Below are 19,901 nucleotides of genomic sequence, written 5' to 3'. Positions count from 1 at the left end.
ATCACTGAGGCTCTGCATAAGCAGCGCCTGCTTGATATTATCATTTTTTATCATGATGTTAAGCTATGTATTTTCTGGTAAATTATGGATTAATATTTTGACAAACATTGATTTGAAACCTTAAAAATTCCTCTCCCCCATATTTGTAGTTGTTGTATAAATAGGGGTCCTTTCATGACAGATACCGATGATCCGGATAATAGCCGGGACACCCCCGAGGCTTATCGCGAACGGGACGATCGTATGACCAAACGGATCGCTGCAAAGCTACTCAAACATGATGGCCAATGGGTTCCGGTTTTTGTTGGAAACCTGTCGCGCTATGGCATTCAGGTCGAAAGTGACATCACGGTCGAAATCGGCGAGGCCATCAGCCTGTCGGTCGAAGGATTGGGGGATTTTGACGGCGTTGTCCGCTGGAGCCAAGACAATCATTTTGGCATCCATACGATTGATACCGTCAACCTAGGCCTCCTCGACGATCTCGCTTGATCGACGAGCGGCCGGCCTATTTTCGGCCGAATAGCTTTTCGACATCGTCCAATGCCAATTTCACCCATGTCGGGCGGCCATGATTGCACTGGCCACTGTGCGGCGTCACCTCCATCTCGCGCAACAATGCGTTCATTTCGGCGACATTGAGTACCCGCCCTGCCCGCACCGAGCCATGGCAGGCCATGGTCGAAGCCACATGTTCGATGCGCTCTTTTAGGCTCAAGGCCTCATCATAGGCACCGAGTTCATCAGCCAGATCCGTGACCAGTTCTTTCACATCGCCTGATCCGAGCATCGCAGGGGTCGCGCGAACCAGCATCGCTGTGGGACCAAACCGTTCCAGCTCGAGCCCAAATTCAGACAATTCCGCAACGCGTGCTTCCAAGCGATCACAGGCATTTTCGTCCAACTCCACCACTTCTGCCATCAGTAGCGCCTGGGAAGCCACTGTGCCGCCTTCAACCGCTTTCCGCATTCGTTCCAGAACGAGGCGTTCATGCGCAGCATGCTGATCTACGATCACGAGCCCATCTTCTGCTTCAGCGACAATATAGGTTTTCGCGACCTGCCCCCGCGCTATGCCTAGGGGATGGCGCTCCGCTTCCGGCACCGGCTCGGAAGCTTCCTCTGCCTTGCCCATCAATGGCGCAATTTCGTCACTATGATCAAAGGCTGCAACGCCGTTATTGCTATCGTGCACCTGTGCGGCTGGATAGGGTTGTTGCGCGATATTCGTCCGGCCCTGTGCGGTAAAAATACTCGACTGAGGGTCAGGAGCTACCGGTTCACTCTGCCAGCGCGACAGCGCCGATTCTGCTGGCCGTTGAACCGCGCGAAAACCGCCTTCATCCAAAGCTTTTCGAAGACCGCTCACAATCATACCGCGGATCATTGCCGGTTCGCGAAACCGCACCTCAGTCTTCGCCGGATGCACATTCACGTCAACCAGCTCCGGCGGCATATCGATGAACAAAGCGACCACCGGATGCCTGTCCCGCGCAAGCATCTCGGCATAGGCGCCGCGGACAGCACCAACCAATAAGCGATCCTTCACCGGACGGCCGTTGACAAAGAGAAACTGGTGATCGGCAACGCCGCGATTGTAAGTCGGCAAGCCTGCGACGCCCGTCAGCCAAATTTCTTCCCGCTGCAGGTCTACGGCGACGCTATTGGCGTGCAAATCGCGACTGGTCAGCGCAGCAACCCGCTCCGGGCCGGTTTCGCCGCCTTGAACAGCTATCGCCTTACGTCCCTGATGCTCAAGGGTGAACCCAATATCAGGTCGTGCCATTGCGAGTCGCCGGACAATATCGGTGCACGCAGCATATTCACTGCGTGCAGTTCGCAAGAATTTACGTCTTGCCGGTACGTTACCAAAAAGCTGCTCAACCCGCACTTTGGTCCCTGGAGGGATTGCTGCGGGACCCTCCTCAGCCAATTCGCCATGGTCAACCACACGGGACCAACCATCCGCGCCTGCCTCTCGGCTTTCGATCGTCAAGCGGGCCACGCTGGCTATGGACGGCAGCGCTTCACCACGAAACCCCATGGTCGTCACCAGCTCTATGGCTTCGTTTGGCAGTTTCGAGGTCGCATGCCGCTCCAGCGCGAGGGCGATATCATCCCGCCCCATCCCGCAGCCATTGTCGGAAACCTGGATAAACTCCAAGCCCCCCTGCTCCAAACGGATGTTAATCTGGCTTGCTCCGGCGTCGATCGCATTCTCGACCAACTCCTTCAGAGCACTGGCAGGACGCTCGACAACCTCGCCGGCAGCGATCCGATTTATCAAGCTATTTGGAAGTCTTCTTATTGACATATTGCCGTTCCTAGCCCAAGCGATCTTCCCAAGCGACCCCTGATTTTCTGGGCGACTTTCATGGTTTATTTCATGCCTCGTTCAGCTTAACTATCGCTTTATTTAACTATTGCAGAAAGATCTGCAAATATAAGAAATTACGGACAAAATTATGTTTGAAAATCTGTTCAAATTCCGCTCCCAAGATTTGGCGATCGACCTCGGAACGGCCAATACGGTGGTTTATCTGCGCGGTCAGGGCATTGTGCTCAATGAACCGTCAGTTGTCGCGATCGAAACGGACAATGGTGTAAAAAAGGTCAAAGCAGTCGGCAATGACGCGAAGATGATGATGGGCAAGACGCCGGACAGCATCGAAGCCATTCGTCCATTGCGCGATGGTGTTATCGCCGACATTGATGTTGCCGAGCAGATGATCAAACATTTCATCCAAAAAGTGAACGGCAAGAGCAAGCTATTCAGCTATCCGGAAATCGTGATTTGTGTTCCGAGCGGTTCGACATCGGTTGAACGCCGGGCCATTCGTGACGCAGCATCAAATGCCGGTGCCCGGCAGGTGTTTCTGATCGAAGAACCGATGGCAGCCGCCATTGGTGCCGACATGCCGGTTACAGAACCCATTGGTTCCATGGTCGTCGACGTGGGCGGGGGTACCACCGAGGTGGCCGTTCTGTCACTGCGTGGATTAGCCTATACAACGTCCGTGCGCACCGGTGGTGACAAGATGGATGAGGCAATCGTCTCATATGTCCGCCGCCATCACAATCTGCTGATTGGCGAGACCACAGCGGAACGGATCAAGAAAGACTTCGGTGTCGCTCAGGCTCCGGCTGATGGCGTCGGTCATACGATCCATATCAAGGGCCGCGACTTGGTGAACGGTGTCCCGAAAGAAATTTCGATCAACCAGGGCCAAATTGCCGAAGCGCTGAACGAACCAATCGGAACGATCATTGAAGGTGTTCGTATCGCACTGGAAAATACCGCACCTGAGCTAGCGGCCGATATTGTCGACCAAGGCATTGTTCTAACCGGAGGCGGAGCCCTGATCGCTGGTCTTGATGCGGCTCTTAGCGACGAAACGGGCTTGCCTGTCACCGTTGCAGAAGATCCCCTCGCCTGCGTCGCGATCGGCACCGGTCGTGCCATGGAAGATCCAATGTTTAGAGGCGTCTTAACCACGGCCTAGTAGCGAGTATATGATGGAACAACGACTGGAAGCGAAAGGATAGATCGATATGGCGCCGCCAATTAATCGGCGTCCAGGATTTTCCAAGCGGGCGCAATACAGCATATTCGCTAGCTTTTTGCTGGGCATATTGGGAGCGGTTCTGGGACTGCTCCTGCTGCTCGTCTCCTTCATAGATCCACAGGGTTTTGCTGCTCTTCGTACTATTGGCGCAGAAACAATGGCGCCGGTCAGCAAGTCTCTTGCCGAAATCGGCGGTGCGACAGGTAACGCTGGAGATGAAATTTCAGCCTATTTCAAAGCAGGCTCCAAAAATGCCGCGATGCAACGGGAGCTTGAACAAAATCGCATCGAAATCCTGGAAGCCCGCGCCCTCAAGCAAGAAAATGAACGCCTGAAGCGGCTATTGGACCTGACCGAGGAAATACCCGATTCTATCGCGATGGCCCGGCTGATCAGTTCAACCGCGTCCAGTACGCGGAGGATTGCGACGATCGGCGTTGGAAGCTCCAGCGGGCTGGAAACTGGGCAACCGGTCCGTTCTCCACAAGGATTGGTTGGCCGGATATTGGAAACCGGGCCGACAACCGCGCGTGTGCTGCTCGTTTCCGATACGAAAAATGTTACGCCGGTTCAGCGCGCAAGCGACAGCCTTGCCGCCTTTGCTACCGGACGCGGCGATGGCACCGTAGATATTCAACCGATCAATATCGGCACCAATCCTTTTGAGGGAGGTGATCTGGTCATCACGTCGGGAAGCGGCGGCCTATATAGTCCGGGCACACCCGTAGCCGTTGTCGTTCGTATTACGGAAACCGGTGCAATCGGACGAGTTTTGGCGAGCCCTGCAAAGGTCAGCCACGCGATAGTCCAGCCCATATTTCAAGCGGAAACCGTACGACAGATCGAAGATAATTCTGCAGCGGCAGCGGAAGAGGAAATCGGAGAATAGTGGCCAGATCCCATCAGTCCCAAATTGGCCGACAACCGTCCCAGTTACGGATCAAAGTCATACCGCCGCTGACCGTTATCATCGGCTGCATGATCACTGCCCTTCCCTTCATAACCGATTATCCGATTTTACCGCCCATGGGGCTGCTGGTGATGCTGGCGTGGCGCCTGATACGCCCCGGCTTCTGGTCCGTCTGGGCTGGTTTTCCCTTGGGCCTGATCGACGATATATTCAGTGGCCAACCCTTTGGCAGTTCAGCCTTTCTTTGGTCAGTCGTTTTCATCGCGCTCGAAGCGGTCGATAGAAAGGCGGTTCGCCGCGACTATTGGCAGGATTGGCTTATTGCCTCGATCGCTCTGGTATTTGTGTTAGTAGCCGGTATGCTGATCGTCGATTTTCAATCCAATATCTTGCGTTATGATTTGCTAGTTCCGCAGATATTATTTTCAATTCTACTCTATCCGTTTGTTACCCGGATCGTCGGCGCGATAGACAATTGGCGGGTCGCATCATGAAACCGTCAAAAACCGTCAGCAATGCCATGCAGGAGATTACCTTCACGCGCAGGGCTACGGTGATCGGGGGATTGCAGATTGGCGTCGGGGTGCTGCTCGCTGGCCGGATGGCCTATATCTCGGTTGCCGAGAACGAACACTATAAGCTGCTATCCGAGAGCAATCGGGTAAACCTCACACTCGTTCCGCCCCGGCGTGGCTGGCTGATTGATCGCAATGGGAAACCCATTGCCAACAACAAGACCGATTTTCGCGTCGACATCATCCCTGACCGGTTGCGGGACAAAGAGAAAACCATAGCAACGCTCGCCGAGCTGCTGTCGCTCGATCCGGAAGAGTTGGAGCGGATAGACAAGGAACTGCATCAGGCCACCAGTTTCCAGCCCGTTCAAGTGGCTACCGGACTGGATTGGGAAGATTATGCCGCAGTCAGTGTCCGCCTACCCGACCTTCCCGGCGTATCTCCCCGCCAAGGCTTCTCGCGCACATATCCCAGCGGCGCAGCAATCGGACATCTCGTCGGCTATCTCGGCATAGCGTCGGCCGAAGAATATAAGGAAAACCCCAACCCCATATTGATCACTCCGGGATATAAAATCGGCAAAGATGGGCTTGAAAAGGTCTTCGAAGACCGTCTGCAGGGTGAAGCCGGAGCAAAACGGGTCGAAGTGACCGCACGCGGCAAGATCGTCCGAGAGCTCAACACCCGTCCCGATGTTCCGGGCAAACCACTACAGTTGACGCTGGATATCGACTTGCAGGAATATGCCGCACGCCGTTTGGGGCCCGAATCCGGTTCCGTCGTTGTCCTAGATTGCCACACGGGCGATATTCTAACGATGACCTCAATGCCGTCCTTTGATCCCAACAGCTTTTCCGATGGTATTGGCGTTAGCGAATATGGGATGCTGCGCGAAGATGACCATGTTCCACTGCTCGACAAGTCTCTCAAAAGCCTTTTCCCGCCCGGATCAACGGTCAAACCCATGGTGGCGCTGGCCTTTTTGGAAGCAGGTCTCGACCCCAATGAATCCGTCAATTGCAACGGCGGCCTCAGGGTAGGTAGCCGACGCTTTCGCTGCTGGAACCGTGGCGGCCATGGACGCGTCGACATGGCCAAAGGCATCTATCAAAGCTGTGATGTCTATTTTTATCATTTTGCCCAGAAAATCGGTATCAATCCTATAGCGTTAATGGCCAATCGCCTGGGTATGGGACAAAAATATCCATTGCCTGTCCTTAGCCAATTTTACGGCACAGTACCCGACCCAGAATGGTTGCGCAGGAAGCATAAGCGGGAATGGCAAGCTTTCGACACGGTCAACGCCTCTATTGGACAAGGATATGTGCTGGCCAATCCAACCCAATTGGCCGTGATGACAGCACGGATTGCGACCGGAAACAAGATTATGCCGCGGATCGTCATGAACGACAAAAAGCCGGTCATGGAAACGTTAAACCTCGACCCGGAACATCTCGCCTATGTCCACAATGCCATGAGCGACGTGGTCAATGGTCCCGGCACCGCCGGGCGCGCGCGCTTGCCCATCCCGAATGTGCAACTCGCTGGCAAGACCGGTACGGCACAGGTCGTCAATTTAGACTTTGGCCGCGGCGGCAATGATGTTGCTTGGAAATATCGCGACCATGGCTTGTTCATCTGCTTCGCGCCCATTGACAATCCGCGCTACGCCGCCTCTGTGGTCATTCAGCACGGCGGCGGGTCCGGTGCTGCCTATCCTGTGGCCCGCGACGTCTTGACCTTTCTTTATGATCGCCAGAAGGCGATGGAGTCCCTCACCCGCCTTGAAAGCTCTTGGGGCGGCAATATACAGCAACGCATGGATAAGAAGATGGCGGCCTATCGCGCCAAGAAAAATCTCGAGAAAGCGGCTGCCGAAACTCAAGAGCAAGCCGATAGCGAAACCGGTGCGGGTGAATAAGCCTTGAGTAATTTCGTTCCCGCTCCAATCGCACAGCTTCCATGGAAAACGATCCTGCTTCTGTTGGTGATGGCCAGCTTTGGCTTTATCGTGCTCTACTCGGCTGCAGGGGGCAGCATGACGCCGTGGGCCGGCCTCCATATGCTCCGGTTCATGGTCTTCCTCATGATGGCGATCATAATGTCCTACTTTAAGGAGACATTCTGGAAGACCATGGCCTTCCCAGTCTATGGCATCGTCCTGATCATGCTTCTGGGCGTAGAATTAATGGGTGCTGTTGGCGGCGGGAGCCAAAGATGGCTCAACCTCGGGTTCATGAGACTACAGCCTTCTGAACTGATGAAGGTCGCCATCATTTTGGCCGTGGCCCGCTTTTACGACCTATTGCCACCCAGCCAGATACGGACATGGGGTGCGATTTGGCCGCTTCTGGTCCTGCTCGCTTTTCCGGCAGCGCTCATATTACTGCAACCCGATCTTGGTACGACGATAACCGTTGTCGCCGGCGCGTTGACCATCGCATTCCTAGCCGGACTGCCGCTGCGACTCTTCGTCGGTGGCGGTGTCGCTATCGCAATATTGGCGCCTCTCGCCTATTTCTTCGCTCTCGAAGAATATCAACAAAGACGCGTAACCACCTTTCTAAACCCGGAGAATGATCCACTGGGCGCGGGATATCATATCAGCCAGTCCAAAATCGCCATTGGTTCCGGTGGCCTGTTTGGCAAAGGCTTTTTGAACGGAACGCAAAGCCATTTGGATTATCTCCCCGAGGGACACACCGATTTCGTGTTTGCGACCATGGCTGAGGAGTGGGGCTTGTTCGGCGGAATATTGGTTCTTTCGGGGTTCTTCTTGCTGTTCCGCTGGGGTTTGGGCGTCGCAACGAGAGCAAAGACCCGCTTCTCCCAGCTGACGGCAGCGGGATTGACCACCACCATTTTCTTCTACGTCGCTATCAACCTGATGATGGTAATGGGATTGGCGCCAGTCGTGGGTATTCCGCTACCATTCCTCAGCCACGGTGGATCATCGATGATGACGATCATGATCTGTGTCGGCATATTGATGTCGATCGATCGTCACCCTGGCCGCCGCGGCGCCTTCGGATAAATTTGCAGCCACTTATTGTGTTCACAGGATCCGGGCCTATATAGCCACTCTCTTATGGACGCTTAGCTCAGTTGGTAGAGCAGCTGACTCTTAATCAGCGGGTCACAGGTTCGAACCCTGTAGCGTCTACCATTTCCCCTGACAAAGGACCCTTCAGCGGACAGGCTTCAGCAAAAGCCCACAGTCTATGCGAGAACAAGCGTCGCCCATAGAAAAAGGCGGGCCTCTTTTTCGAGGTCCCGCCTAATATTTCTAGAACAAAGCGCGAAAAAATGGGGAGCAAAATTGCTCCCCGGATTGGTTACTTGTTGACGGCGTCTTTCAAGCCCTTGCCGGCTTTGAATTTAGCTTGTGTCGATGCAGGAATCTGCATTGGTTCGCCGGTACGCGGGTTGCGACCGGTAGATGCTTTGCGCTTTGAAGTTGAGAATGTACCGAAACCAACGAGGCGAACTTCTCCGCCGCCGGACAATGCGCTGGTAATGGAGTCGAATACGGCATCCACTGCTTTGCCGGCATCGCTTTTGCTGAGGCCGCTGTGATCCGCAACGTTACTGATAAGATCCTGTTTATTCATTATGGGTATCCCCCCTTCTCTGGTGGCAATTCATTTTGAATCGCGTCTTTGTCTGTGAACAGTAATGCGAAATTATCCGAGCGTGTCAAAGAAAAACCGCTGTTTTCTGCGCCAAAACAGATTTTTTTACACCAAAGCTTGGTAAACATAGCCATTGCTATGACAACCTTGTCCCATTTCGATAATTTTACAGCACGATTTCAACTTTGTTTCAAAACCGCGACTCGATAGCGAAAAGCAATCAATGCCGGGCTGCGGACCCCGCATCATCGACGACGGGAGCGGTGGCATGGCTAGCCAGTTCGTCGGCATCGCTCCACTCAATCGGCTCCACTTTATCAGCCAAGGCCTCGGCCAGCACTTCGTCGACATGGCTCAGCGGAATGATCTTGAGTTGCGAGGTTATATTCTCGGGAATCTCGACGAGATCCTTTTCATTGTCCGCGGGAATCAGCACCGTCGTGATACCGCCGCGCAATGCCGCCAACAGTTTTTCCTTCAATCCGCCAATCGGCAATATCCGGCCACGCAAGGTAACCTCGCCCGTCATCGCAACATCACGGCGCACCGGAATACCGGTCAGAGTCGAGACGATCGCCGTGACAAGACCGACGCCCGCAGATGGACCGTCCTTTGGCACAGCGCCTTCGGGCAAATGGATATGTATATCCTTGCGGCTAAAGATGCTGGGTTTGATCCCATAAGATGGCGCGCGCGCTTTCACAAAGGAGAGCGCCGCCTGAATGGACTCATTCATCACATCACCGAGCGTACCCGTGGTTTTAATCTGCCCCTTGCCGGAAACGGTAACCGATTCAATTGTCAGCAACTCGCCTCCAACCTCGGTCCAAGCTAGCCCGGTAACCGCGCCAACCTGATTTTCCTCTTCGCCGACACCGTGACGGAATTTTCTAACACCGGCATATTCCGAGAGATTGTCAGGCGTGATTTCTACGCTTTTATACTCGCCTTCCAAAATGCGCCGCAACGCCTTGCGCGCCAGCTTTGCAATTTCGCGCTCCAAGGTTCGGACACCGGCTTCCCGCGTATAATAGCGGATCAGGTCTCGCAACGCATCTTCGCGCAGCGCAAATTCACCCTTTTTCAAGCCATGCGCTTCAATCTGCTTGTCCAGCAGATGGCGTTTGGCAATCTCGACTTTCTCATCTTCCGTATAGCCTTCGAGACGGATGATCTCCATCCGGTCGAGCAGCGGCTGCGGGAGGTTAAGCGAGTTGGCGGTGGTCACGAACATGATGTCGGACAGATCGATATCGATTTCCAGATAATGGTCCTGGAATTTGTCGTTCTGCTCAGGGTCCAACACTTCGAGCAATGCTGATGCCGGATCGCCACGAAAATCTTGTCCCAACTTGTCAATCTCGTCGAGCAGGAACAGCGGATTAGACGTGCCAGCTTTCTTCAGATTGGAAACAATTTTACCGGGAAGCGAACCGATATAGGTTCTGCGATGTCCACGGATTTCTGCTTCATCGCGCACGCCGCCGAGCGACTGGCGAACGAATTCCCGTCCAGTGGCCCTTGCAATCGAGCGGCCAAGCGACGTTTTGCCGACGCCGGGAGGCCCCACCAAGCAAAGGATCGGACCTTTCAGCTTGTTGGTACGGGTTTGCACCGCGAGATATTCCAGAATGCGTTCTTTGACTTTTTCCAGCGCGAAATGGTCATTATCAAGAACCTTCTCGGCCTGTTTCAAATCTTTCTTGAGCCGTGACTTTTTGCCCCATGGCAGTCCGAGCAACACGTCCAAATAGTTGCGTGTCACCGTTGCCTCGGCCGACATCGGCTGCATGCCTTTCAATTTTTTTAACTCTGCAGAAGCTTTGGTTTTGGCTTCCTTGGAAAGTTTCATTTCCTTGATTTTCTTGCCAAGCTCTCCGAGCTCGTCGCCTTCGCCCTCTTCGCCGTCACCCAGTTCTTTCTGGATCGCCTTCATCTGCTCGTTGAGATAATATTCGCGCTGGGTTTTCTCCATTTGGCGTTTGACGCGACCACGAATTTTCTTCTCAACCTGCAACACGCCCAATTCACCTTCCATGAAGGCAAACACCATTTCGAGGCGTTTGGTGGGATCGCTTTCGATCAACAGGCTCTGCTTATCAGCCACCTTCACATTGATATTGGCGGCGACAGCGTCGGCAAGCCGAGACGCATCATCAATCTCGCCCAATTGCACGACCGTTTCCGCTGGCATTTTCTTGTTCAGTTTCGAATAATTTTCGAATTGATCAACCACAGAACGCATGAGTGCTGCGGATTCAGCACCTTCAGCGGCTTGTTCGTCAATCAAATCTACTGTGGCCAATACATAGCCATCAGATTTTTCTTCTAAAGATTGATGTTTGGCGCGCTGTTTGCCTTCCACCAACACACGAACCGTACCATCGGGGAGCTTCAGCAATTGTAGTACCGTAGCCACCACACCGAGATCATAAAGCTGATCACGCGCTGGATCGTCTTCTGCCGGATCAAGCTGAGCAACGAGGAAAATTTCCTTGTCTGAATCCATCGCTTTTTCAAGCGCGACCACCGATTTATCCCGTCCAACAAAAAGCGGCACAATCATATTCGGGAACACCACAATGTCGCGCAACGGCAACAAGGGCAACGCTTTGGACTCAGGGGTAGCTTTAGCTTCGGTTTCGGACATTTTTACTCCAACATATCACGCTGCGAGAGCGCTTCTGCACACTATATGGTGGCTTCAAGATACACTTCAAGCAGATCAGCAGATCGGCCTAAAATGGTAGTTTAAAACCTGGGGGTAACTGCATGCCGTTGGTCATCTTGCCCATTTCTTCGCTGCTCACCGCATCGGCGCGATTGCGAGCATCGTTAAAAGCGGCCGCAACCAGATCTTCGAGCATCTGCTTTTCGTCCGCTTTCATCAGACTGTCGTCAATCGTCACGGCCAAAATCCGGCCTTTTGCCGTTGCCTTGACCTTCACCAGTCCTCCGCCAGCCTGTCCTTCTACCTCCAGCCCGTCGAGTTTCTTTTGCGCTTCTTCCATCTGAGTCTGCACCTGCTGTGCGGCCTCTTGCGCGGCTTTCATCATTTCTTCCATCGATTTCATAGCTATGCGCTCCTTGATTCTTGTGGCCGGGGATCATCCTCCTCCAGCAGTTGGGCATTTGGAAAGGCTTCAAAGGCGGCTTTCACCATCGGAGCATCCAATATCGCCTGCCGCTCCGCATCCCGGGCATTTTGCTCTTGCTCCGCGAGGCTCGGTTGCGCTTCGCCCGGCCCTTCAGTGATTTTCCACTCGCTACCGGTTTGCTGTTTCAATGCGTCCGCAATTTTTCGGATATCGGCATCAGCGATCGAGCGTACCGGCTGATAAATTATATTTGGTGCATCTAGGGCAACCACGCGCATATCGGCGATCAAGATGCTTTCCAACACCGCGGACACCCGCCCCACAGCGGTTACAACATCCGCGAATTGCTCTGGCAACGCGTTGGTTTTTGGCTCTTCCGCAACGAATGGTTCCGGGGCGGATACAGGTGCCGGAGACATAGCGGGCGCGGGAACGGCCGCAGCGACCGGATCAGCCGCTGGAACAGCGGCGGGCCTTTGCACCTCCGGTTGGCTCTCGGCAGCCGGAGCGCCCTGTTCCAACATTTTCGCAAGTTTTCCAGGGTCGGGCATATCTGCTGCACATAATATCCGCAGCAACGCCATTTCACAGGCTTCGCGGGGCAGATGTGCTTGCTGCACTTCCTCATATCCCTTGAGCAGCAACTGCCAAAGCCGGTGCAAAACGGGATAGGATAATTGCCCTGCCCAATCGGCAAATTGTTGCTTGGCTTCCTCCGACAATGTCGGGTCGCTGGCCCTGCCCACTTTGAACAACGTCACCTGATGCGAAAGGGAGAGTAGACCGTTCATCAATGATAGCGGCTCTACGCCTACTTTATATTGCTCTCCAATGGCATCAAGGAGCGCAGCGGAATCGCCTTCTAGCAATTTCGCAAACAACCGGCGGACGGCACCGCGGTCCGAAAGTCCCAGCATATCACGAATTTGGATCGCTTTGACTTCACCATCCCCATCCATATCAGCATGAGCAATGGCCTGATCGAGAATCGAAAGCCCGTCACGAACAGATCCTTCGGCCGCCTGCGCGATCAGATCTAGTGCTTCCTGCTCCGCAGTCACACCTTCTTTGCCAACAATCATCCCGAAATGGTCGGACAGCTGCTCTGCGCTGATCCGCTTCAGATCAAACCTTTGGCAACGCGACAATACGGTGATCGGAACCTTGTTGACCTCAGTGGTCGCAAAAATGAACTTTACATGCGCCGGTGGCTCTTCCAGCGTCTTCAACAGCGCATTGAAGGCGTTTTTCGACAACATGTGCACTTCATCGATGATGTAGATTTTATAGCGCGCGGAGACGGATGAATAGCGCACCGCCTCGATAATTTCGCGAACATCGTCGACGCCGGTATGGCTGGCGGCATCCATCTCGATGACATCAATGAAGCTGCCTTCCGCGATACTCCGGCATGGTTCGCATTGGCCGCAGGGATCAATGGTAGGACCACCCTGCCCATCTTCACCAATGCAATTGAGTGCTTTGGCAATAAGCCTTGCCGTGGAAGTTTTACCGACACCGCGCACACCCGTCATCAGAAAGGCATGGGCCAGACGGTCTCGCTTGATCGCATTGCCCAGCGTCTGGACCATCGCATCCTGCCCGATTAGTTCCGAAAATTTCGAAGGCCGGTATTTACGGGCTAACACCCGATAGGCTTGCGCTGCTCCCGGTGCGGGTTGTTCGGGCGCATCGACGCCGCCCGCTGCAAATATATCTTGTGAATCGGACATGAAAGATGAGTTTAGGCGAGACAAGCGATCTTGTCGAAGGCTTATCAACGGAACAGGGGCCGTATTTCATTTTTATTGTGAGTAGGAGCCGAGCGACCCGCAGAAAAATCGTTGCGGCTGCTTCCTTCCGGACCTGACCGGGTTGGCGACGACTGCGTCCACCCGACTCCCGCTGCGCATATGGTGGGAGTTTGGTAAAAATGCAAGTCGTTAGATGATCTGCATATTGTGGCTTTCGCTAGGCAAATGAACCGTCAAACCATCCAGTTCGGCGGTCAGCGTGATCTGACAGGCCAAACGGCTGGTTCGCCGGGCACCGGCGGCCAGATCGAGCATATCCTCTTCCATCTCTGTGGCTTCTGGCAATTTGTCAAAATCTGCAGCATCGACAATTACATGACAGGTCGAACAAGCCATCTGACCTTCGCATGTCCCTTCGAGCGGTTGATCGTGCATTTGCGCAACGGTCAGCAGCTCGTCGCCTTCCGACGCCTCAGCAGAAACCGTATTTTCGCCATCAGCGCTCACAAAATGAACCGCAATTTTCGTCATGATAGCTGTTTCTCCGCCGCTTGGTTGATCAGGTCTGCCGCCTGCTCCACCTCTTCAATATTGTTGTAGCGGCCAAAGCCCAAGCGAATGGATGATTTGATCTCTGCGGGTTTAAGACCCAATGCTGCCAGCACATGGCTGGGCCTACCCGATCCGCTGGCACAGGCGGAACCGGCGGAGAAGGCCACCCCGCGGACATCCGACATCAAACGGGCCACATCCAAACCATCGCGGCGAATATTCAGATTCCCAGGATAGCGCTGATCCACCGATCCATTAACCGTCCAGTCGCCAAACAGGTTATGCGCTCTATCAGCTAGGTTCGCGATGTGAGCCATATCCTCGTCCCGGCGCTCCGCACATAGCTTCGCTGCCACGCCCAATCCCACACATAAAGCCGGAGACAGAGTACCTGACCGCACCCCTTGCTCCTGCCCGCCGCCGTGAACCATGGGCTGCAGTTCAATGCCATCACGTACCCAAAGCGCGCCAATAGCCTTGGGCCCGTAGATCTTATGCCCGGATAGTGCGATCAAGTCTGCCTGCTGCGGAACATCGATCCGACCATATCCCTGCACCGCATCGCAAAGCATCAGTGCTCCAGCCCTATGCGCCATTTCCGCAATCTGCTCTACTGGCTGGATCACACCAATTTCATTGTTGACCAGCATCGCACCTACCAGTGCGGTCTTTGGCCCCAAAGATGCTTCCAACCTTTCCATTGCAACCAAGCCTTGCGGGTCGACAGGCAGTAAAGTCGTTTCAAAACCCTGCGTATCATACCAGAGCGCTGTATCGCGCACGGCAGCATGTTCAGTATCCAACACCGCAATCTGGTTGCGCTCCTGAGCAGATATATTCCGAACCGCACCCAATGCCAGATTAATGGCCTCGGTGGCGCTACCTGTGAAAATCACGCGGCCATTTGATGGCAGCAAGGCCGCGACCTGTTCGCGAGCGACCTCTACAGCCGCAGCGGCCTGTCGCCCCATCACATGGGGGCTATGTGGATTACCGAAATTGTCCTTCAGCCATGGCAGCATAGCATCGAAAACCTCGGGTGCGAGTGGCGTAGTTGCCTGATTATCGAGATAGATGGCAGTCATCGGACGATCAGCTATTCCTAGATTCCGCAAAGATCGACTTCCATTTGTCGATGAAGGCATAAATATGATTTCGGGTTGTGTCGCGCCCGATGCTGACACGAATGACTTCCTGTGCGATTTTCGGGTCGATACCCATGGCCTCGAGTACATGACTGGTCTTCAACGTACCAGAAGAGCAGGCGCTGCCCGCGGAAACCGAAAACCCAGCCATATCAAATTTGATCAATTGTGTGTTCGCGGCAACGGAAGGCATATGATAGCTAGCAATTGTCGCAATACGGGGGGCTTTCTCCGCGATAACAATGCCCCCTTCTTTCTTGATCGCATCATCCAGATGCTGCCTTAACTCAGCCGCACGACCAGCCCAATTTGCGGGAGCCTCCAAGGCTGCAGTCATGCCCATGATATAAGGCAAATTTTGGGTGCCGGATCGATAACCCTGCTCCTGCCCGCCATCGGCGTGTAGCAGTCGAAGATCCTTGACCAAAAGCGCGCCAACGCCCGGAGGCCCTCCAAATTTGTGCGCAGCTACGACGATCAAATCGGCATCCGGCAACGGCATCTTCCCTATCGATTGCGAACAATCCGCCAGCAAATAGCTACCTCGATCCCGCACGACTTTTGCCAAAGCGTTGATATCCTGCATCACCCCGGTCTCATTGTTGACCGATTGAATCGCTATCAGAGCCGGTTCTTCAGAAGACTTCAGCAAATGGTTCAACTTCGCGGGCTCAACCATTCCATATTTATTGACCGGAATAGTTTTCGCATCCGGCGCGAATCGCAAAACCACATCATGCTCGACCGGCGAAACATATTGAACGACCGGCTTCGACTTGGTCAGTGCAATTTGAATCGCTTCGCTGGCACCACTCGTAAAAATTACATCACCATTCCAATCGAGCGCTGCTTTGAAACGCTGCCGCGCCTTTTCCAACATCGATTGAGCGGCACGGCCGTCAGCATGGGGGGAAGACGGGTTTGCCCAATGCTCATAGCCTTCCGCACAGGCTTTTTTGGCGACATCAAGCATCGGCGCAGTCGCCGCATAGTCAAGATAGATACGTTTGGTTTCGGTCACGATAGCGGCAAAAACTCTCTGGTTTGCGGGATTGAGTTGCGGATTTGTTCACTCTCCCTATATAGGCGCTGCATCTAGCGCAAAAGCTATTCTATAATCTTGCGCTTCGAAAAATTTAATTTTGACCGAAGAATTGAAAATTCATGCCAGACGTAATTTTTACCGGACCCGAAGGTCGCCTCGAAGGACGCTTTAGCCCAGGACCCCGCGACCGCGCGCCGGTCGCTATGATTCTTCATCCCCACCCACAAGCGGGCGGAACGATGAATGACCGGATCACCCAGGCGATGTACAAGACTTTTGTGAACCGCGGTTTCGCGACTTTGCGATTCAATTTTCGGGGCGTTGGTCGTTCACAGGGCACGTTTGACAACGGCATCGGCGAGCTGTCTGACGCAGCAGCAGCCCTTGACTGGGTACAGAGTTTCCATCCCGAGGCACAGACCACTTGGATCGCTGGATATAGCTTCGGCGCCTGGATCGGCATGCAACTGTTGATGCGCCGCCCGGAAATCCGTGGTTTCATTTCCGTATCGCCACCGGCGAATATGTATGATTTCAACTTTCTCGCACCCTGCCCCTCTTCGGGCATAATCGTTCAAGGTGTGAATGACGAAGTCGTAACCCCTAGCGCGGTTCAAAAACTCGTCGATAAGTTACGGACACAGAAGCACATCACGATCCATCACGATGAAATTCCGCGGGCAAATCATTTTTACGAGAATGAAATGGAACTGCTGATGGGTTCGGTCGACAATTATCTCGACATGCGGCTCGCACCGGATTCGCCAATCAAATAAACCAATCTGATCAATCTCCGGATTGCGGCGAGATTGGTTGATTGTCTTCCGGGGTAGGAATCAACCAGATTCCGACATTGGCGAACATTACCGCAGCAGCGACCAGCATTAGCAAGCCCTGCTTTTTGTTCAGGCCCTTACGCAACACATATATGCCGCCAGCCAGCAGTGCAGCGCCAGCTATCATAAGTATCGATAAAATCAGGTTCGACATAGCGGCATCGTTACTGTTCCATCGCCTAGCTGACAATCAAATGTTTTAACGACTTTCCAAATCGATTGGTTGCCGATGCCTTTAACAACCACCATGGCTTAAAATTTGGCACGAACAGCATTGCCTAGACCTTCAACTTTGACTAGAACATATGCGGAACGAAAAGTTGAAATGGAGTGAGCCGCTTGCAAACCGAACCTCCTCTTCTGATCATTGCGCCGATGGCGAGTGATTTTGACTTGGCGCAGTTGCCTTGGGCTGAGGCGACAGGCGAAAAAATTTCGGCAAATCTATCGAAGTTCAAAGAATTCGAAATGGTTGAAGTCATCGTTGACGCCATGCCCTTCCTGTTATCTCGTCATACCCCAACAGAGATTGACCAGCGGTTGAAAGCAGAGAAATGCGACCTGCTCTTTTGCGATCATCCATCTTCTGACGAATCCGCTATTGGCATAGCCGTACGAGACAATCTCTCGAGCGCGAAACATCTACTCGAGGTTAATCGCCGGCTGCTATCTTTAGCAAAATGGATCGGAGCCAGGCTTGACGCAACGTCTGCCGCATGGATGCCATCTCGCAGGCTGGCTAGTTTTTCCTATTTCCAAGAATCCGTTTCACAATATCTGGCCGATGGCCCCTTCCCGACCTTGTTTCAGACCTCATTCTCAGAGTTGGACAACGGTTGTTTTGTGACAAACGGACTACATTATTTCGCCGAACAAGAAATCCACCTGACCGCTCCGCTGAGCTATAGCATTTCCGACGTCACAGAACGCCTGGTGCGCATTATCGATGATATTGCAAACCACGGTAGAATAGAGGTTCCCTCCCGATCAAAAGGGATGATCGAAGGGGAAACACTAATTTTCTTGCCCAGCCATGACCTGAAGCAGGTGGATATTGAGATCAGAAGCGCTGTGACGACAAATTAGGCCGCTTTTGGAGCCGATTCCAGAACGTTTTGATCGACATGTTCTGCGAATTTTTCAAAATTATCGACAAACAATTTGACCAGCTTTTGCGCGGTTTCATCATAAGCACTGGCATCAGACCAGGTCGAACGCGGGTTAAGAATTGCGCTGTCTACACCAGGTACCGATACCGGCACTTCAAAACCGAAATTCTCATCAATCCGGAATTCGCCGTCGTTCAGGCTTCCGTCCAATGCCGCGTTTAACAATGCCCGGGTTGCTTTGATCGGCATCCGATTGCCTTCGCCATATTTGCCGCCGGTCCAACCGGTGTTCACAAGCCAGCAACGCACGCCACCTTTGGCAATGCGTTCTTTCAAAAGATTTCCGTAGACTGAAGGATGGCGCGGCATGAACGGCGCACCGAAACATGTGGAGAAGGTCGCTTCGGGTTCCGTCACACCGATTTCTGTGCCTGCAACCTTCGCGGTATAGCCCGACAGGAAGTGATACATGGCCTGTTCCGGGGTCAACCGAGACATGGGAGGCAGGACGCCAAAGGCATCAGCCGTCAACATGATGATATTTTTGGGTACCGGACCCATATTTTTTTCAGACACATTCGGGATGAAATCGATCGGATAGGCGCCACGGGTGTTTTCCGCTTTGCTGCTGTCATCCAGATCGAGTTCCCGTGTTTCGGGATCCATCACAACATTTTCTAAGACAGTCCCGAAACGGCGTGTGGTCGCATAAATTTCCGGCTCCGCTTCTTCGGACAGCCGGATCATTTTCGCGTAGCAACCGCCTTCGAAATTGAACACAGCGGTATCCGACCAGCCATGTTCATCATCACCAATCAATACCCGACTGGCATCAGCAGACAGCGTGGTCTTTCCGGTTCCAGACAAGCCAAAGAAAATCGCGGTATCGCCCTCTGGTCCGATATTGGCCGAACAGTGCATTGGCATGACCGAATCAAGCGGCAGCAGATAGTTGAGCAAACCGAAGACAGATTTTTTCATTTCACCAGCATAAGCCGTGCCGCCGATCAAAATCAGTTTTTCGGTTAGGTTGACGGCAATGACGGTTTCACTGCGCGTACCATGACGCGCAGGGTCAGCCTTGAAGCTTGGCAGATCGATGATTGTATATTCCGGATCAAATGCCGCGAGCTCGCTTGCATCAGGGCGGACCAGCATCGTGCGGATAAACAGATTGTGCCACGCCTTTTCGTTGATTACCCGAACATTCACACGATGCTCCGGTTGCGAACCACCGAAAAGATCTTGAACGAACAATGTGTCTTTCTCGGCCAAAGCGGCCAGAAAATCTTCTTTCAACGCAGCAAAATGGTCCGGCGTCATTCCAACATTGGTTTTGCCCCACCAGACACTATTTTCGGTTTCGGCATCTCTTACAATGAATTTATCATTGGCAGAACGCCCGGTATGCTTGCCCGTTTCCACGACCAAGGGACCATCTTTTGCCAAATGACCTTCTCCGCGAGATACGGCGGCTTCGACCAATGCGGGAGCTCCTAGATTCCAGTGCTGCTCAGCAGAATTCGCAAAACCTTGATCACTTAAAGAAACAGACGAAACATTTGGCACTGATTAATCCCCTATGGCTTGAAACGGGTTGAGGTCGCGCCTTTCGGCGCGTTTGGAGTGGCGCTTACTGAACCCTGTCGAGTCGGTCAAATTTCTTCCCGTCAAACATCGCAAAATTGCGAAATGCCTCGCTAGGCGAAGACTCAAAAGCCTGAAACCTCTTACCGAC

At 53.4% G+C, this 19,901-nt stretch carries 18 protein-coding genes, 1 tRNA gene and 1 other RNA gene; 9 read left to right on the top strand and 11 right to left on the bottom strand.

Translation table 11 applies throughout. The features are described from left to right. The first annotated feature begins 174 nt into the window (after positions 1–174). Positions 175–492 carry a PilZ domain-containing protein gene (locus tag ABJG22_RS09560; RefSeq protein WP_348020000.1) on the top strand — a complete coding sequence of 106 codons (318 nt, stop codon included), beginning with the start codon at positions 175–177 and terminating at the stop codon, positions 490–492. 16 nt (positions 493–508) lie between these two features. Here ABJG22_RS09560 and mutL read toward each other — a convergent pair whose 3' ends face one another. Then, on the bottom strand, positions 509–2,314 hold the full coding sequence (gene mutL / locus ABJG22_RS09555; protein WP_348019999.1) for a DNA mismatch repair endonuclease MutL: 1,806 nt from the start codon (positions 2,312–2,314) through the stop codon (positions 509–511). Positions 2,315–2,465: 151 nt separating this feature from the next. Between mutL and ABJG22_RS09550 the strand changes: the two genes are divergently transcribed. The 6 genes from ABJG22_RS09550 to ABJG22_RS09525 all read left to right on the top strand — a co-directional run bounded on the left by ABJG22_RS09550 (position 2,466) and on the right by ABJG22_RS09525 (position 8,158). After that, complete coding sequence (locus tag ABJG22_RS09550) at positions 2,466–3,503, top strand: rod shape-determining protein (RefSeq protein ID WP_348019998.1); 1,038 nt, start codon at positions 2,466–2,468, stop codon at positions 3,501–3,503. 49 nt (positions 3,504–3,552) lie between these two features. Further along, positions 3,553–4,455: a rod shape-determining protein MreC gene (gene mreC, locus ABJG22_RS09545; RefSeq protein ID WP_348019997.1), complete on the top strand. Its 903-nt coding sequence runs from the start codon at positions 3,553–3,555 to the stop codon at positions 4,453–4,455. Continuing rightward, positions 4,455–4,970 carry a rod shape-determining protein MreD gene (gene mreD / locus ABJG22_RS09540; protein ID WP_348019996.1) on the top strand — a complete coding sequence of 172 codons (516 nt, stop codon included), beginning with the start codon at positions 4,455–4,457 and terminating at the stop codon, positions 4,968–4,970. The genes mreC and mreD overlap by 1 nt, the downstream gene beginning before the upstream one ends. Then, on the top strand, positions 4,967–6,913 hold the full coding sequence (mrdA, locus tag ABJG22_RS09535; protein ID WP_348019995.1) for a penicillin-binding protein 2: 1,947 nt from the start codon (positions 4,967–4,969) through the stop codon (positions 6,911–6,913). Before mreD ends, mrdA begins: the two co-directional genes overlap by 4 nt. A 3-nt stretch (positions 6,914–6,916) precedes the next feature. Beyond that, positions 6,917–8,026 carry a rod shape-determining protein RodA gene (rodA, locus tag ABJG22_RS09530; RefSeq protein ID WP_348019994.1) on the top strand — a complete coding sequence of 370 codons (1,110 nt, stop codon included), beginning with the start codon at positions 6,917–6,919 and terminating at the stop codon, positions 8,024–8,026. A 56-nt stretch (positions 8,027–8,082) separates the two neighbouring features. Further along, positions 8,083–8,158: transfer RNA gene (locus tag ABJG22_RS09525), tRNA-Lys, on the top strand. A 169-nt stretch (positions 8,159–8,327) separates the two neighbouring features. On the opposite strand, the gene ABJG22_RS09520 is transcribed toward ABJG22_RS09525, so the two are convergent. The 8 genes from ABJG22_RS09520 to ABJG22_RS09485 all read right to left on the bottom strand — a co-directional run bounded on the left by ABJG22_RS09520 (position 8,328) and on the right by ABJG22_RS09485 (position 16,194). Next, complete coding sequence (locus ABJG22_RS09520) at positions 8,328–8,603, bottom strand: HU family DNA-binding protein (RefSeq protein WP_348019993.1); 276 nt, start codon at positions 8,601–8,603, stop codon at positions 8,328–8,330. Between the two features lie 241 nt (positions 8,604–8,844). Beyond that, positions 8,845–11,274 carry an endopeptidase La gene (lon, locus tag ABJG22_RS09515; protein WP_348019992.1) on the bottom strand — a complete coding sequence of 810 codons (2,430 nt, stop codon included), beginning with the start codon at positions 11,272–11,274 and terminating at the stop codon, positions 8,845–8,847. An 88-nt stretch (positions 11,275–11,362) separates the two neighbouring features. Next, complete coding sequence (locus ABJG22_RS09510; protein ID WP_348019991.1) at positions 11,363–11,698, bottom strand: YbaB/EbfC family nucleoid-associated protein; 336 nt, start codon at positions 11,696–11,698, stop codon at positions 11,363–11,365. A gap of 2 nt (positions 11,699–11,700) precedes the next feature. After that, positions 11,701–13,455: a DNA polymerase III subunit gamma/tau gene (locus tag ABJG22_RS09505; RefSeq protein ID WP_348019990.1), complete on the bottom strand. Its 1,755-nt coding sequence runs from the start codon at positions 13,453–13,455 to the stop codon at positions 11,701–11,703. A 78-nt stretch (positions 13,456–13,533) separates the two neighbouring features. After that, positions 13,534–13,628, bottom strand: an RNA gene (gene ffs / locus ABJG22_RS09500) — signal recognition particle sRNA small type. Positions 13,629–13,665: 37 nt separating this feature from the next. After that, a complete protein-coding gene (locus ABJG22_RS09495) occupies positions 13,666–14,007 on the bottom strand; it encodes a 2Fe-2S iron-sulfur cluster-binding protein (protein ID WP_348019989.1) in 342 nt (113 codons plus the stop codon). Continuing rightward, entirely contained in the window at positions 14,004–15,113 is a 1,110-nt protein-coding gene (locus ABJG22_RS09490) for a cysteine desulfurase family protein (protein ID WP_348019988.1), read from the bottom strand. Before ABJG22_RS09490 ends, ABJG22_RS09495 begins: the two co-directional genes overlap by 4 nt. A gap of 7 nt (positions 15,114–15,120) precedes the next feature. After that, on the bottom strand, positions 15,121–16,194 hold the full coding sequence (locus tag ABJG22_RS09485; RefSeq protein WP_348019987.1) for an aminotransferase class V-fold PLP-dependent enzyme: 1,074 nt from the start codon (positions 16,192–16,194) through the stop codon (positions 15,121–15,123). Between the two features lie 143 nt (positions 16,195–16,337). On the opposite strand from ABJG22_RS09485, the gene ABJG22_RS09480 reads away from it, so the two are divergent. Further along, positions 16,338–16,994, top strand: a complete 657-nt coding sequence (locus tag ABJG22_RS09480; protein WP_348019986.1) for an alpha/beta hydrolase — start codon at positions 16,338–16,340, stop codon at positions 16,992–16,994. Positions 16,995–17,004: 10 nt separating this feature from the next. On the opposite strand, the gene ABJG22_RS09475 is transcribed toward ABJG22_RS09480, so the two are convergent. Then, positions 17,005–17,208: a hypothetical protein gene (locus ABJG22_RS09475; RefSeq protein ID WP_348019985.1), complete on the bottom strand. Its 204-nt coding sequence runs from the start codon at positions 17,206–17,208 to the stop codon at positions 17,005–17,007. 185 nt (positions 17,209–17,393) lie between these two features. Here ABJG22_RS09475 and ABJG22_RS09470 point away from each other — a divergent pair, with 185 nt between their 5' ends. After that, positions 17,394–18,140, top strand: coding sequence for a hypothetical protein (locus tag ABJG22_RS09470; protein ID WP_348019984.1), 747 nt, complete (start codon positions 17,394–17,396; stop codon positions 18,138–18,140). Here the strand turns inward: ABJG22_RS09470 and ABJG22_RS09465 are convergent. Beyond that, positions 18,137–19,732 (bottom strand): phosphoenolpyruvate carboxykinase, encoded by a 1,596-nt coding sequence (locus ABJG22_RS09465; RefSeq protein WP_348019983.1) that lies wholly within the window; start codon positions 19,730–19,732, stop codon positions 18,137–18,139. The two genes, ABJG22_RS09470 and ABJG22_RS09465, sit on opposite strands and share 4 nt — an antisense overlap. Positions 19,733–19,901 lie beyond the last annotated feature (169 nt).

Origin of the sequence: Parasphingorhabdus sp., assembly GCF_039939955.1 — a bacterium.
Classification (GTDB): Bacteria; Pseudomonadota; Alphaproteobacteria; order Sphingomonadales; family Sphingomonadaceae; genus Parasphingorhabdus.
The sequence above is the reverse complement of the archived record's forward strand: the minus strand, read 5'-3'. Positions and strand labels throughout refer to the sequence as shown.